The following is a 14,181-nucleotide window of genomic DNA, read 5'->3' on the forward strand; positions in this document are numbered from 1 at the left end:
CCTCCAAGGACTTTCTCAACGATACCGGAAGATAAACCGAGCGTTGGAAGAGCTTCCATTACGGCGCATACCGGACCGTCTCATTCGCGTCCGTTGTGTAGCCCCACTTGTCGATATAATGCTGCGACGGCATGATCGTGTCGCCGGCTTTGTCGAGTTTCCGGGTAAGAATCGCATCGAGATGGCGCCGAAGCTTTTCGTAACCGGGAACGTTGCACAAATTGGCCAGTTGGTACGGATCGGTTTCGTTGTCGTACAACAGCCACGGTCCGTTGAGCGACCGAATGTACGTGTAGCGCGCCGTGCGTATGCCGCGAAACTCACGCCCGCCCTTCGCGCGGGTCCATTGACCGAACGGAACGTAACACGCAAGCAGCGCGGCATCCTCGTCATCGACACCGCTGCGCGACAACTCGCGCGAGCGATTGTTCCCTTCAACGGATTGCGGCAACGGCGCATCGCACAGACCGAGAAGCGTCGGCATGATATCAACGCTGTTCAGCAGCATGTCGCAGTTGCGCGCGCGGCGGCCGAATCGGCGCGGGTACCGCAACAGAAACGGCACCCGAATCGATTCGTCCCACGGGCGTTGCTTGTGCGTTTCGCCGTGCGACCCGAGCATATCGCCGTGATCGGACGTGAATACAAACAACGTGTCGTCCGCGATACCGCAGTCGTCGATAGTCTTCAGCAAATCGCCTACGCAGGTGTCGAGCACGGAACAGTGCGCATAATACCCGGCGGCGATTCGGCTCGCAGTCGCCTCGAACTCGCCCGGGACATTGTGGCGCAATATGAGTCGCGCGGCGTTGTACATCGCACGGTACTCCGGCGGCGCGGTCTCATACGGATCGTGCGGTGGTCCCCAGGAGAGGAACAGCGCGAACGGCTTGTCGTCCTGCCGTTCCCGGATGTACCGTTGCGCTTCGCGCGTTTGCGCAACGGCGTCATAGCCGTCCCACTTCAATTTTGTGTCGTCATCGCCGTAGTAATAGCTGTTGTTGTAATCGTGCGTACATTCCATCACGCGCCAGAACTCAAAGCCCTGCCGCCGCTCGCGCGGAATGAAACTCGACCGCCCGTGTCCGTCAATGTGCCACTTGCCGATGTATCCGGTCGCGTACCCCGCGGCGTTCAGCGCCTGTGCGAATGACGTCGCGCCGTTGTTCAGCGGCACATCGTTTACGAACACGCCGTGCGTGTGGGGGTACTGGCCGGTCATAAGCGTGCCGCGGTATGGCGAACAAACCGGACACCCGGAGATTGCGTTACGGCAATTGATACTTTCGGTGGCGAGCCGATCGATGTTTGGTGTCTTAACGTTGGGATCGCCCGCATAGCCCGTCGCCTGCGCGCGCCATTGATCGGCGAATACGAAGACGAGATTGGGCTTACGCGATGGAGAAGGCGCCGCGAGCGCGGCGGTTGCGGCGGTCGCGGCGGAGGCGATGAATGTGCGGCGGCGAATCTTCATGGTTACCACGACAAGACGACGTTCATGGAGTCGCCGGATTCGAGAACAATGGGTTTGTGTAGCGCAATGCGACACGCGCCACCGGTAAACGTCGCGGTCCCCCTAGCTTTTTCGCGGCCCGCCTCGAACGCCACTTGCGGGCGCGACGTCGTATGCGACGTTTCGACGACAAACTCCTTCAGTTCCACGGTCCCGTAACGCACCTCGACGCTGTTGCGCTGTAGCTTATTATTTCGCAGTTGCGACAACGACCCCCACCCGTTCGCGGCGGTGAAGAATGCCTTGAAGTTGTGTTGCATCAACCGAGGCGCCATGGAAATGCGCGCGGCGCCCGCGTCGTACACGAGCCCCGCCGCGGCGTGCATAAGGCTGTAGGACGACATCGCGCGCGCATAATGCTGGCCGCATTCGATCTCCGACCAGGGGTTCCGTTGGCTGCCCGTGTAGCGATCGCGCGCCCCTCGCACGATCTGCAACGCCTCGTTGACCATGCCCTCGTATAACATCGTCGCGGCGACATGATACTCGATACCGGTCCACACCTCGTCGCAGTACAGGATGGGCCGTTCGGGCCGCCCGCCCTTTGGCCACGAGCCGACCAGCAGTCCCTTCTCCGTGCCTGCCGCAAACACGCGCTGGTTGTGCTTGTGATCGGTAAGGTCCGCGCGCCAGTTGTGCTTGTAGATGGCGTACAATGCCTGCCGCACACGTTCCTCGGGAAGTACGTAGCCTAGCCCTAAAACGTGCGCCCACCATTGGCCAAGCAGTTGATCGGAAAAACAGCCGGGGCCGTAACAGTTATTGCTGTTGTACGTCTTGTCGTCCGCGCTCGGCGCATCAAACACGTTCTTGTAGTACTCGCCGTCCCAGCACGTCGCATCGTACCCCGCGCGGCCTTTTTCAAAACGATCTCGAAACGTTTTGGCGGAATCCTTGTCGCCCATGACGTTCGCCATTTCCTCCGCGGCGCGCAGCGCGGCAAGGTACAGCGTACCGATGAACGTATTGCTTCCGAACAGGTGCGTGTCGTAGGTGTTCGGCTGCTCGCCTTTGATCACGCCGTCACCGTCGGTGTCATGCTCTTTCATGATATACAGCATGAGTAACCGCACGCGGTCCCACACCTTCGAAAGCCACGCGCGATCGCCGTGCATCTGCCATTCTCGATACGTCTTCAGTACAGTGCCGAGTTCGCCATCGAGTGCGGGATGCTCCGGTCCGCCAATATTTTTGCCGAGCCGCGGCAGCGACAGCGGCAACACCGTGCGATGCGGGATGTAGTGTTCTTCCGGATGCATCTGCACGAGGAGGTCCGTCTCGCGCACGTTGCGCTCCAGCGCTGGGAACGTATACGCGGTTGTCATGGCATAGTTGTAGACGTGCGTGCAGTTCATCGGACAGCAGCGGTCCGCGCCTTCGAACCCGCCAACGGTACCGTCTTCAAGCCACACGTAAATGGGCGATCGCGTGAGCGACGCGTTCGCGATGACCGCGTCAAGGTAATACTGGGGCAGCGTGCTGTTGTAAAACGTCGTGTGGAACCGGCGTGTTTCCTCGACAAGGCGTGCGTGATTGTCCGAGACGTATGCGACGACTTCCTTCGCGCTCTTGAACCAATTGTTGTATTGGTTCCCGAGGCGGTGGTCGTACTGGTACCGTTCCGGCCCCCAACCGTAGGCGAGATCGCGCGTGCGGTTTGGAAAGTGCCACGCAAGTACAAACGTCACTGTGCGCTCTTCCTTCGCGGCAAGCGACACGTGCGCGGACAATGCGCCCGTCCATGAACGTCCCTCCGGACTGGGGCCGCCTGTAGTCGCTTTGAGTACACCCTCCGCGAACTGATCGAGTATCTCCCTAAACGATTGCGCTTGCGGCAGCGCCTGCGTGACGACACCGCGCTCCGGCAGCACCGCCAACGCCATCGATCCGGCCAGCGGCGAATCCGCGGCAATGCCATTTTGCGGTTTGTATCTTGCCCCTTCGATGGCATTGGCGAGCACGACGCCAATCAACAGTTTCTTGGTATTACCTTGCGCCTCGTCGTGCATTGCGCCATTCGTAATAACGAGGCGGCCATTTCCGCATGGGCCGGCGATCATTCTGGGGGGCGCACCGCGCTCGTCCCGGGTGATAATCTTTGCGCCGTCCTTCAACTTGAAACCGCGCACGGTCCATCGCGGCGGCGACTCGATCTCGCCCAACTCCTTTTGTTCCGCGGATTTCGCACGCGTTTTGAAGTCATAGGCTTTCGTGCCGCGCGCGGTGAACGGCAGCGCGTTGCGCAATCGCTCCGCAAGCACTGGGTCGGTCAGCGACAGCCGTGGCGCATCGCTGAACTGAATGTCGTCGATCAGAATGTGGCCCCAGCCGCCCGTGTTGGTATCGACGATCTCGATCACAGCCTTTTTGCCTAGATGCTCGGACGCGTCCCAGCGGACGGGACGCAACTGTTCGGTGTTTTGTCCGACCTCCGTAGCGACTGTCTTTCCGTCCACGACGAGATTGATACAGGTCTCGTTTGCGTGCGCGCCGCCGCCGACGAGGAAGTGAATGAACCGCTTTTCGATCGTGAATTCGCGCGACGTTGCCTTGCCGACGGGTCCGTCGCCGTTCGCCCACGAATTCAGGTAATACGTACCCTGCCACCCGGACACCTTCTGTTGCCCCGGAAACGTGCCTGTCGCCGGCGCATCGCCGAACGCGTCGCCCTCGATCTTCCAGTTCGCATACGAGCCGGTCTCAAAATTCTCGAAGATATCCGCCTTGGCGGCTGCTTTTTTCGGGTTCAACGCATCGTGAATCAGAGAGAACTCATCGCATGTGACGATGGCGGTTGCTCCCGCCTCGACAACATCCAACAATGCCGAAAGCTCGTTCGCCGAGAGCCGCCCATTGATATCCGATACCCAATACACGTCGCCTTCCGTCGATTCCTTGCGCGCCGGCAGTGGGCGGCCGTAGTACACCTTTACGTTCGTGCAGTGCCGCATGTGCCGCGCTACATCGCCGTCGTTTGTGCGCAGGTTTATCGGGACCGACAACTCATGCGTATTGCCCTCGGACACGGTCATATCGAGCAGCGTCGCGCCGCCGGCCCGCAGCATTTCGTTTCGGTTTCCGCCGAATTCGGAGTCTGCCGGACCGGGCTCCGGCCGCGAATACCCGTCCCATCCCACGAGATTCGGAATTGCCACCAGTACCGCCGTGTCCACGGGAGCGTCCGTGTCGTTGTGTATCGTGAACCGAAACAGGACCGCGGGCAGCCCGGAGTCCTTTGTGTTTAGCGGAATGTACGGGGAGAACGCCTCGAGGCCCACGCGCACGGGTATCGCATCGTCGTTGTAGCGAATCCACGCAAACGGATACTCGCCCGAGTACTCGATAGCCTGCACGCCCTTCGCGTTTTCGCGATCGCCCAGTTGCAGCAGGCGCGCCTGAACGGCGCCGCGACTGTCCTTGGTACGCACCGCGAAGAACGAATCCGGGACGATGGCGTTGCTGTTGAAGTTGTTGAAATTCTGCCACGGGTTAAGCGTGCCATCCCCGCGCAGGTAGACTTGCCCTGCGCCGATACCGCCCAGCGGCATTGCGATATGCTTCAGATCGTCGCCGCGGTAAATGCGCGTTTCGCCCCGTTCGAGCAGCGAAGCGTTCCACTGATCGAACGCAACCGCTTGCGCCGCAGCGTTCGCCTGCTCGACCGATAGCAGCGCTGCCGCGCCGACACCGCCGACCGCGGCGGCCTTCAGGAAATCGCGCCGGTGGAGACCGTCGCTTGAATCCGTCCCGCCCCCGCAACATTCTTTGCCTCCGCAACACGAGAACCCGGATTTTGACATATTGCCCGCCCCTTCCGATTGCGAACCGATCTGACCGCACTGTTCGCCTGTAATCGTAGTCGTAAACGTCAGCGTAATCGAATCTGGAGTTTTCGCGCGCTCGAACTGTCGAGTGATCCCTGGATAGCCGCGATTAGGCCTTCGTCCAGCGGGTCGCCGTGCCAAGCAATGGTCCCGTCCGGAGCGACGACGACCGCGAGCGGAATACCGAAAACGTCCAGCCCCTCGAGATACAGCCTGCTGGTAATCCAACCGCTGTCGAGGGCAAACGACTGCCGAAGCGGCGGCGAAAACCGCCCGAGGTACGCGGCGGTCTTCTCGCGCGATTCGTGGCCCACGCACACGACGCGCACGCCGTCCTTCGCGTACCGCTCCTGTGCGCGCGACAGGACCGGCATTGCGTCGCGACATGGTGGGCAGTACGTTCCCCAGAAGACGAGTACGGTAACGCCATGCGGCGCGTCGAAGTCGATCGGGATTCCCTGCAACCAGTCGGATAGGCACGGTTGCGGCGCAACATCGCCGACGCGCAACGGACTGACGGCGGCGCGTCTGCCCATTGTAAGCGCCGGTACGATTGCGGCGGCGCAAACCATTATCCCCAGACCAACGTGGCGTAGCGAGTCAGCAAACGTCATTCGACCCTCCGGCACCGCGAGTTCGTGTGCAGAAGGTATATTCGCTGGGCGACAGTCGTCATTTCAGCAGTTCTTCCATCCCGCAGCACCGTGCCTCAAATCGAGCATGGCCCGGGCGAACTTTGTTTTGTAGTCAAGCCAACAACGCTAAATGGCGCAATCAGTTACAGCACTTTTGCATGATTGGCATGCCGACTGCTAGAGGCATGAAACGATCCGGTATATCTGGCGGCGCCCAGAGCCCGCCGAACATTTTGTCCGTACCGGGTGAAAGGAGAGAGTGTATGAGTGTGTGGGCTGATAAGAGAAACCTTTTTTGGGCAGGCGCCGTGGTTGTTGCGGTTGCGGCGACGTTGTTTCTGATGCCCGGAAGGGCAAAGGGCAACGACACCTTTGCGGAACAGCCCCCGGCGCAGGCGAGCGCAAACGATAACCTGAATTCCGTGGCGGCCGTCGAGGCGCTCGGCACTGCATTTGCGAACGTTGTGGACAATGCGTCGCCCGCGGTGGTGTACATCACGATCGAGAAGAAGCCCGCGCAGATGCCGGCCGGCTTCTACGACGGCGACGAGCCGAACAACTTCTTTGGATTTCCGCTGCCGCCGATGTTCAAGGTCCCGCGCGGGTACCGGTTTGACGCGCCGATGCGCGTGGGCGAAGGATCGGGTTTCATCATTTCGTCCGACGGCTACATTTTGACAAACAATCACGTCGCGAACGATGCCGATCGGTTGACGGTGAAGCTCACGGACGGCCGCGAGTTCCAGGCGGAACTTGTCGGTACCGATCCGCAGACGGAAGTTGCGCTCATCAAGATTGACGCACGCGATCTGCCGGTGGCAAAGCTGGGAGACAGCGACAGATTGCGCGTGGGTGAGTGGGTGCTCGCCATCGGAAGCCCGTTCGGTCTGTCGCACACGGTGACTTCCGGCATCGTGAGTGCGCGCGGGCGCGGCGATGTGCGCATCGTTGACGGCGATTTCTACTCGGACTTCATCCAAACCGATGCCGCGATCAACCCCGGAAATTCCGGCGGTCCGCTGTTGAACATCCACGGCGAGGTCGTCGGCATGAACACGGCGATTGTGAGCCGCGGCGGCGGAAACGACGGCGTTGGCTTTGCGATCCCAATCAACATGGTGAAGTACGTTGCCGACCAATTGAAGAACAACGGGACGGTCACGCGCGGTTTCCTCGGAATCGTGATCCAGCCGCTGACCCCGGAACTTGCGAAGTACTTCGACTCGAAAGAAAGCAGCGGCATCCTCGTCGCGGAAGTCGCGCCTGATTCGCCTGCGGCCGAGGCGGGTCTGCAGCAGGACGACGTGATCGTCGAATTGAACGGTAAAGCCGTGGGCGATACCGGGGCGTTCCGAACGCAGATTGCGATGACTCCCAAGGGCAAGAACGTCGAACTGACGATCGCGCGCAACGGCGAGCGGATTACGAAGTCTGTTTCGGTTGGCGAAAAGACCAGCGAAGAGATGGCCGCCGCGTCGCCGCGGACCTCCGGCAAGCAACAGTCGCAGGGCAAGCTGGGAATCGGCATACAGCCGTTGACCGGCGATCTTGCCAAGCAGTTCGGATACGAAGGCAAGACCGGATTGCTCGTCACCGAAGTCGTGCCGGGCTCGCCCGCGATGCGCGCCGGTATTCGCAGTGGCGATTTGATCACGGAAGTGAACCGGAAACCGGTCGCGGACCTGGGCCAATTCCAGGACGCGTTGGGAGAAGGTAAGAACGGCACAACATTGCTGCGCGTGCAGGGCGAAGGCGGCTCGCGCTACGTGGCAATCGAAGTCGAGTAACGGAATTACGCACGTAGTACTGCGTAACCGCGCGGCGGAGGATGGGAATCGGCCCATCTTCCGCCGCCGTATTGATCCCTACTCGAATTCAATCCCGAACAACTTCGCCTGATTCAATCGAAACCGCAATGTGACCGGCTGTCCCGCGTCCACGCCCATATCGCCTGCGTCGTTCCATTTCACCAGGATCCAGTGCCGGTCACCGACGATTGGCGCGCAATCCTCGAAGCGGCGTCCGTCCTTACCCACGACTTCGACTTTAACCCAACCGACCCTATCCGTTAATGCATTTACTTTTAGCGCGCGCCCCGGCGCGATCACCGGCATCATCGTAAACTCGCCAGAGTCGTCTGCCTGCACGGCAACCATGCGCCCTTTCTCCCAGATGGCATAGCCGCCTCCACCGGCGCGCTTCCCACGTGGATATTTGTGTGGCACGTTGTGCCCGACATAGGGCAAGGCCCAATCTCCGTTCGGCAGCTCGATGAGGTTTGGGTGCGCCCAGATGCAGCCGCCGTTCCATTGGCCGAAAGGCCCGGTTTCGAGAATGTCCCCGCCCGGCGTCCAATGCCACACGGCCCCGTCGTGGCTCGATGCCATCGCGATGCGTGTAGTGTCGTCGATTGATGCATTCCAGATAGTGGGAAACATCAAATATTGATCCGGCGCGCCGGGAATGGTCGTGAGGCAGTTTGTGTAGAGCGATTCCGACGGCAGCATGTCCGGCGCCGGTTCGAGAATCATCGTCGAAGGCGGGAAGGCGCGAAAGTCCGGAGACTCGCTCCGGCCAATGGCACGGCGACCAACGCCCGTCCACGAACCGCGAATGTCCGGCGGCAGCTTGTCCGTCCGTGGTCCGACGGACCAGTAGCGCGTGTACATCACGTACTTTTTGAGCGCGGCGTCGTAATAACACGTGTTGTGCGTATCGCTGTATTCGACAACGAGCGGGTCCGGCAGCATCGTCCATAGGATTCCGTCAGGCGACACGCTTCCGCGAATACAACTGACTTCGTCCTTTTCGCCCAACAGAAATATCGCGCGCGGTTCCCACCCGTCGGGCCGTCTCGCGCGGTATTCGTCAAATTGTGCCCGCGTGATGTGGCCCACCCAGACGGATTTGTAGCGTTCCTCCGGCGGCGCAACCGGATCGACGAAGACGTGAAACACGCCGTCCTTGTGGCCCGTGTCAAGCACGAGCGGCGTCCTGGTCCACTGCATGCCGTCGGTCGACTCGCAGTACTCCGACGACGTCCAGCCTTTGTACTTTCCGTCGTGCTGCATGATGGTGCGATACGGAAGATCAATCGGGCCCTTCACTGTCGGCTTCTGTGCGGCGATGCGAATCCCCCGCGGCGCGTTGATCCCCACGTGCTCGGCTTCGTACAGGTCCGAATCGCCGTGCACGTACACGCTCTTGCCGGAAGCGTCGCGCCAATCCAAATCTCCCGGCTGGATGCAGTACCAATCAGTAAACACGACGCGCTTGCCCGCGAGATCGTACGGTACGCCCTGCACGATCCGGTCCGTCGTGATCCCGCTCAGCACCTCGCGTTGTGTAGGCGCGTCCGCAAACGCCATTGAAACCGCTAAAATGGTCATCGTGATCGGAACCCATGCGCACACGCTCCGACGTAGTGCAGACACTGTCCCGCACACAGACGTCCCGCCTCCCATGTGTCCCATCATTCCCATACCTCCTATGGCTCCCCTCGCTCTGCCGCCACCATACCAAATGCCCTCTTGACAAATACTATTTAGTCTGTCTAAATAGTATTCATGCCGAAGATATCCGGAGACGAACTGCGCGGCCACCTCGCGACGCTCATTCTTTCCGTTCTCGCGCGGGGCGAAGCGCATGGATACGAGGTCCTGCGCCGTATCGAGGACGCCGGTTCTGGAGCCCTCGAATTGAAGGAAGGCACGTTGTATCCCGCGTTATACCGCCTGGAACAATCTGGCCACATCTCCGCCCGCTGGGAATCGGCGAAGGAAACCCGCCGCGGTCCACGCCGCCGCATTTACCGTCTGACGAAGAAAGGCATAGCCGAACTCGACCGCGGCAGAAAGTCCTGGCGGAATTTCGTGTCCGTTATGGATCGCATTGTGGAGGCCTAACCATGGAAGCGCTGCGAATACACATTGAGCGCATCGTGCGACCGATCCGAGCAGGCGGCCGGCGCAAGAACAAAATGCGCGAGGAATTGTTGGCGCATCTGGAACGGCGCTGCGAAGACGACATGGCACGTGGGACAACGCAGCAGCAGGCACAAGACTTCGCAATGACCCAACTGGGCGATCCAGAGGCATTGCGCAACGATCTGCAGGCGACCGTTCCGTTCCTGGAACGGATGTTGTTCGTGAAGCTGCCGTTTGCGACACTTGACTCCTGGTTCGATCGTTCGCACGACGAAAGCGCCATACATTTTGTCCTCGTACGCACTATATGTATGACGATGTTTGCGGTCTTGCTAATTGCGTTACTCTTCGTCATTGATCACGGCCCCGCGTTGGTCTCGGGTTTCGCCGGTGAACACGAATGGCACGACCTACCCACGCAGTGCTCCAGCCTGCTCTTGATGCCATGTTTGATTGGCCTGGGTGCATTCATCGCACACGTGCTGGTCGAAGTGACCGGATTGCGGCGTAATCTGTCCAAGATGCACTCGGCGGGATTGTTTCTCCGTGTCATTTCGTTGAATGCATTCATCGGAGTGCAGTTACTGATTATTGTTTTCGGCGGGCTCTTCGTCGAGTATCTCACCGCGCCGCCACGTGTCGCCGCCGTTACTCTGTACGCACTCGGAAGCGTCGCTCGAATCCTCATCCCCGCGGTAGTCTTTTCATTTGTCGTCGGAATGCCCTTTACAGCGTGGGTGATGGTGAAGGAACACGAACGCTACGAGAAATGGGGACGCCTGAAGATCGACGAATAATCCCATCCGCGCTATACTCGTAGTCAAGCGTCGGCGCGTCGGCCATCGGGGGAAGTGTTTTATGGGCGCGGCAAATCTGTATTTCTTGCTCTTCTCCGGCATCGGAATGATGTTGGTCGCGATGTCGTCGGTGGCGATCTGTTCGTATTTGGTCCGGCCACAGTTTCGCTGGTACTGGGTCGGCGCGGGAATTTGGTTCGTCGCAGTCGTTTTGAAGGTCGTTTGTGCGCTCATTGCGAACCCGTTCGTCCTCCCGCCGCTTAAAGGGGGGACCGGACAATTCACGTACCTCATCCTTGGGAGCCTCTACCTCGGAATAGAGTCCAGCATTTTTGAAATGGGCATCACGCTCGCGGCAGTGCTCGTGTGGAGACAACTGGCGCAAGATGCCACGCGCGGAATCGCCATCGGTGTCGGCGCGGGCGCGTTTGAAGCGCTGCTGTTGGGGCTATCGGGCGTGGCGAATGCAGGCGCCGCAATCGCCGGTGTGCCCGGCACGGAAATCATTGTCGAGCAGATTCAAAAAGTAGCCGCGACGACGCCGCTGTTCTTTCTGCTCGGTCCCGCCGAACGCACCATTGCGATTCTCTGTCACGTGTCCACGCGCGCGCTCATCTTGCTTGGCGCTGCAAGGAGTCGTCCCATCCTCGTCGTTTACGGGTTTGTAATCTTTACCCTGCTCGACGGAGTCGCAGGAGGCGCACACCTCAGTGGCGCCGTGACCACGATGTCAATGTGGTGGATCGAACTCGCGATCTTGCCCTTCGCGATCGTCAGCGTGCCGATCATTCGTTGGTGCCACGAGAACTGGAATGATCGCGCGCCCAATGCCGCTAACGGCTGGTCGCCCGAGGCGCACACCGCAGAAGTGCACAAAGACACTCTGTGAGGGTTTGGATTGGGTGCGCCTTACGCCACGCGAGATTGCGGTGCACGGACCGGATAGAGCCGCTTAACCTTGATCTTGGACGCGCGTTTCATCACTTGCGCAAGATCGTATGCGGTCTGCAGCCGCAGCCACATTTCCGCCGTGCTCCCGAACACCTTTTCAAGCCGCACGGCCATCTCGGGCGACACGCCACTCTTGCAGTTTACAAGACTGGTAAGCGTTTGCCTCGTTACTCCAAGGGCCTTCGCGGCGGCCGTTATCGTCAGGCCCAGCGGTTCGATGCAATCGTGGCGAACATACTTGCCCGGGTGAGTCGGGCGCTTTTTGCTCATGGCAAGTCCTTTCAATGGTAATCCAAATAGTCGATGTCCGTCACATCGCCTTCCACAAACCTGAATACGATGCGCCAGTTTGCGCGAACGGTTACAGACCAAAATCCAACCATATCGCCCTTAAGCGGATGTAGGCGCCAGCCCGGAAAATTCAAATCTTCTGGTTTCGATGCCAAATTAAGCGCATCCAGAATACGGGTGATTTTCTCGGAATGCTCGGAAGGAATACCTCGATGGGATTTGTTTTCCCATATCGCCCGCAGCGCCTTATTGCGAATATGTCGAATCACAACGTCATAGTGTAACGTGTCGCTTGTCACTTGTCAAATCCATGCAAAACTAAAGCGGCGGGCGCTTCGCAGCACCCGCCGCTTCGAATGGGGCGAGTAGAAGGTTACTCCACCGTCACGCTCTTCGCCAAGTTCCTCGGCTGGTCGACGTCGCAGCCGCGGTTCGTGGCGATGTAGTACGCGAGCAACTGCAACGGCACGGCGACCACGATCGGGCTGAACGGCTCGTAGCAATCCGGCACGTACAGCACGTCGGCGCTGTGCGATTTGATTGCTTCATCGCCTTCCGTTGCGACGGAAAGGACAATCCCGCTGCGCGCGCGGATTTCCTGGATGTTCGAGACCATCTTGTCGTACACGTCGCCCTTCGTCGCGACGCAGACAACCGGCAGTTCGTTGGTGACCAGCGCGATGGGGCCGTGCTTCATTTCACCCGCGCCATAACCTTCCGCATGGATGTAGCTGATTTCCTTCAGTTTCAAAGCGCCTTCGAGCGCGCTCGGGAAGTTGTAGCTGCGCCCGAGGTACAGCGCGCTCTGCGCGTTCAGATACTTCGGGTCCTTCGAGCAGCGGATGACATCTTCCTGATGGTCGAGGCACCACTGGATTTTGTCCGGAATCGCGCGCAGATGCGCAATCATCTCGCGGCCCTGCGCCTTGGTGAGTACGCCGCGCGTCTCGCCGAGCCAAATGGTAAACAGTGCAAACGCCGTGATCTGCGAGGTGTACGCTTTCGTCGACGCCACGCCAATCTCCGGTCCGGCTTGCGTGTAGATGACGCCGTGCGACTCGCGCGCGATGCTCGATCCCACCACGTTTACAATCGAAACGACTTTCGCGCCCTTCTTCTTCGCGATGCGAATCGCTTCGAGCGTGTCGGCGGTCTCGCCGGACTGCGTCACCGGGATCACCATCGTATTTGGGTGCACGATCGGATCGCGGTAGCGGTACTCGGACGCGATATCGACTTCGACCGGCACCTGCGCAAACTTCTCGAGCAGATACTTGCCGACCAGCCCCGCGTGCCACGCCGTGCCGCACGACACGATGACGATCTTTTTGAGGTCTTTCAGTTCCTGTTCCGTCACCTGCATGTCGGGCAACTGCACGGTGTCCGACCCTTCGGTCACGCGGCCGCGCAAGGTGTTCTTGATCACGTCCGGCTGCTGGTTGATCTCCTTCAGCATGAAGTGCGGATACCCTTCCTTCTCCGCGGCGCTATCGTCCCAGTCGACCGTCTTCACTTCCAGGTTGACGGGATTGCCTTTCAGGTCCTCGATCTTGTATCCGTCGCGGCGTATTTCGCAGACTTGCCCGTTGTCGATGTACAGCACTTTCCGCGTGTACTTCATGATGGCCGGAACGTCCGAGGCGATAAACGCCTCGCCATCGCCAAGACCGACGATCAACGGACTGCCATGACGCGCGGCGACCATCACGTCCGGGTTCTTCTTGCACACGACGCCGATGGCGTATGCCCCCTCGACGTCCTGCAGCGCGCGCTTGACCGCCGCGAACAGATCGCCCTGGTAGTATTTCCGCACGAGGTGCGCGATGGTCTCCGTGTCCGTCTGGCTGCGGAAATTCGCGCCGCCCTTCTTCAGTTCCTCGCGCAGTTCCTGGTAGTTCTCGATGATGCCGTTATGGACGACGGCGATCTCCAAGTCGTTGTCGAAGTGGGGGTGCGAGTTCACTTCGCTCGGCACGCCGTGCGTGGCCCAGCGCGTGTGGCCGATGCCCAGCGGCGCGTCGAGGGGATTCTGCTTCAGTTTGTCATCCATCTTTACGAGCTTGCCGACGCTCTTGACGCAATCGAGCGACCCGTTGCGAATGACCGCGACACCCGCGGAGTCGTACCCGCGGTATTCGAGCCGGTGCAGGCCCGACATGATGATGTCAACGGCGTTCTTCTTTCCGATGTACCCTACGATTCCGCACATGTTCGATCGCTCCTTTTGTCCATTCGCATCGGCGT

At 59.9% G+C, this 14,181-nt stretch carries 11 protein-coding genes; 4 read left to right on the plus strand and 7 right to left on the minus strand.

Going from position 1 to position 14,181, the window contains the following annotated elements; all coding sequences use genetic code 11:
• Positions 1–58: 58 nt before the first annotated feature.
• The 3 genes from HUU46_20110 to HUU46_20120 form a co-directional block, all read right to left on the minus strand.
• Positions 59–1,474: a sulfatase gene (locus HUU46_20110; protein NUM55951.1), complete on the minus strand. Its 1,416-nt coding sequence runs from the start codon at positions 1,472–1,474 to the stop codon at positions 59–61.
• 2 nt (positions 1,475–1,476) lie between these two features.
• A complete protein-coding gene (locus HUU46_20115; protein NUM55952.1) occupies positions 1,477–5,313 on the minus strand; it encodes a twin-arginine translocation signal domain-containing protein in 3,837 nt (1,278 codons plus the stop codon).
• Between the two features lie 68 nt (positions 5,314–5,381).
• The gene (locus HUU46_20120; protein ID NUM55953.1) at positions 5,382–5,951 is read right to left on the minus strand and encodes a TlpA family protein disulfide reductase; all 570 of its coding nucleotides are present in this window, start codon (positions 5,949–5,951) and stop codon (positions 5,382–5,384) included.
• Positions 5,952–6,235: 284 nt separating this feature from the next.
• On the opposite strand from HUU46_20120, the gene HUU46_20125 reads away from it, so the two are divergent.
• The gene (locus HUU46_20125) at positions 6,236–7,759 is read left to right on the plus strand and encodes a DegQ family serine endoprotease (GenBank protein NUM55954.1); all 1,524 of its coding nucleotides are present in this window, start codon (positions 6,236–6,238) and stop codon (positions 7,757–7,759) included.
• 78 nt (positions 7,760–7,837) lie between these two features.
• Here the strand turns inward: HUU46_20125 and HUU46_20130 are convergent, their stop codons facing one another.
• Entirely contained in the window at positions 7,838–9,361 is a 1,524-nt protein-coding gene (locus tag HUU46_20130; protein ID NUM55955.1) for a hypothetical protein, read from the minus strand.
• Positions 9,362–9,538: 177 nt separating this feature from the next.
• Between HUU46_20130 and HUU46_20135 the strand changes: the two genes are divergently transcribed.
• The 3 genes from HUU46_20135 to HUU46_20145 all read left to right on the plus strand — a co-directional run bounded on the left by HUU46_20135 (position 9,539) and on the right by HUU46_20145 (position 11,584).
• Positions 9,539–9,877: a helix-turn-helix transcriptional regulator gene (locus HUU46_20135; protein NUM55956.1), complete on the plus strand. Its 339-nt coding sequence runs from the start codon at positions 9,539–9,541 to the stop codon at positions 9,875–9,877.
• A 2-nt stretch (positions 9,878–9,879) separates the two neighbouring features.
• Positions 9,880–10,695: a hypothetical protein gene (locus HUU46_20140; protein ID NUM55957.1), complete on the plus strand. Its 816-nt coding sequence runs from the start codon at positions 9,880–9,882 to the stop codon at positions 10,693–10,695.
• Between the two features lie 61 nt (positions 10,696–10,756).
• Positions 10,757–11,584, plus strand: a complete 828-nt coding sequence (locus HUU46_20145) for a YhfC family intramembrane metalloprotease (GenBank protein NUM55958.1) — start codon at positions 10,757–10,759, stop codon at positions 11,582–11,584.
• 20 nt (positions 11,585–11,604) lie between these two features.
• Here the strand turns inward: HUU46_20145 and HUU46_20150 are convergent, their stop codons facing one another.
• From HUU46_20150 to glmS, 3 genes are all read right to left on the minus strand, one after another.
• On the minus strand, positions 11,605–11,916 hold the full coding sequence (locus HUU46_20150; protein NUM55959.1) for a HigA family addiction module antidote protein: 312 nt from the start codon (positions 11,914–11,916) through the stop codon (positions 11,605–11,607).
• Positions 11,917–11,927: 11 nt separating this feature from the next.
• Entirely contained in the window at positions 11,928–12,206 is a 279-nt protein-coding gene (locus HUU46_20155) for a type II toxin-antitoxin system RelE/ParE family toxin (protein NUM55960.1), read from the minus strand.
• Positions 12,207–12,310: 104 nt separating this feature from the next.
• Positions 12,311–14,146 (minus strand): glutamine--fructose-6-phosphate transaminase (isomerizing), encoded by a 1,836-nt coding sequence (gene glmS, locus HUU46_20160; protein ID NUM55961.1) that lies wholly within the window; start codon positions 14,144–14,146, stop codon positions 12,311–12,313.
• Positions 14,147–14,181 lie beyond the last annotated feature (35 nt).

This window comes from Candidatus Hydrogenedentota bacterium, assembly GCA_013359265.1.
Classification (GTDB): Bacteria; Hydrogenedentota; Hydrogenedentia; order Hydrogenedentales; family SLHB01; genus JABWCD01.

What these genes read in the sequence shown, in the direction of transcription:
- HUU46_20110 (NUM55951.1), bottom strand. Translation starts at nt 1,474, where the DNA reads ATGAAGATTCGCCGCCGCACATTCATCGCCTCCGCCGCGACCGCCGCA.
- HUU46_20115 (NUM55952.1), bottom strand. Translation starts at nt 5,313, where the DNA reads ATGTCAAAATCCGGGTTCTCGTGTTGCGGAGGCAAAGAATGTTGCGGG.
- HUU46_20120 (NUM55953.1), bottom strand. Translation starts at nt 5,951, where the DNA reads ATGACGTTTGCTGACTCGCTACGCCACGTTGGTCTGGGGATAATGGTT.
- HUU46_20125 (NUM55954.1), top strand. Translation starts at nt 6,236, where the DNA reads ATGAGTGTGTGGGCTGATAAGAGAAACCTTTTTTGGGCAGGCGCCGTG.
- HUU46_20130 (NUM55955.1), bottom strand. Translation starts at nt 9,361, where the DNA reads ATGACCATTTTAGCGGTTTCAATGGCGTTTGCGGACGCGCCTACACAA.
- HUU46_20135 (NUM55956.1), top strand. Translation starts at nt 9,539, where the DNA reads ATGCCGAAGATATCCGGAGACGAACTGCGCGGCCACCTCGCGACGCTC.
- HUU46_20140 (NUM55957.1), top strand. Translation starts at nt 9,880, where the DNA reads ATGGAAGCGCTGCGAATACACATTGAGCGCATCGTGCGACCGATCCGA.
- HUU46_20145 (NUM55958.1), top strand. Translation starts at nt 10,757, where the DNA reads ATGGGCGCGGCAAATCTGTATTTCTTGCTCTTCTCCGGCATCGGAATG.
- HUU46_20150 (NUM55959.1), bottom strand. Translation starts at nt 11,916, where the DNA reads ATGAGCAAAAAGCGCCCGACTCACCCGGGCAAGTATGTTCGCCACGAT.
- glmS (NUM55961.1), bottom strand. Translation starts at nt 14,146, where the DNA reads ATGTGCGGAATCGTAGGGTACATCGGAAAGAAGAACGCCGTTGACATC.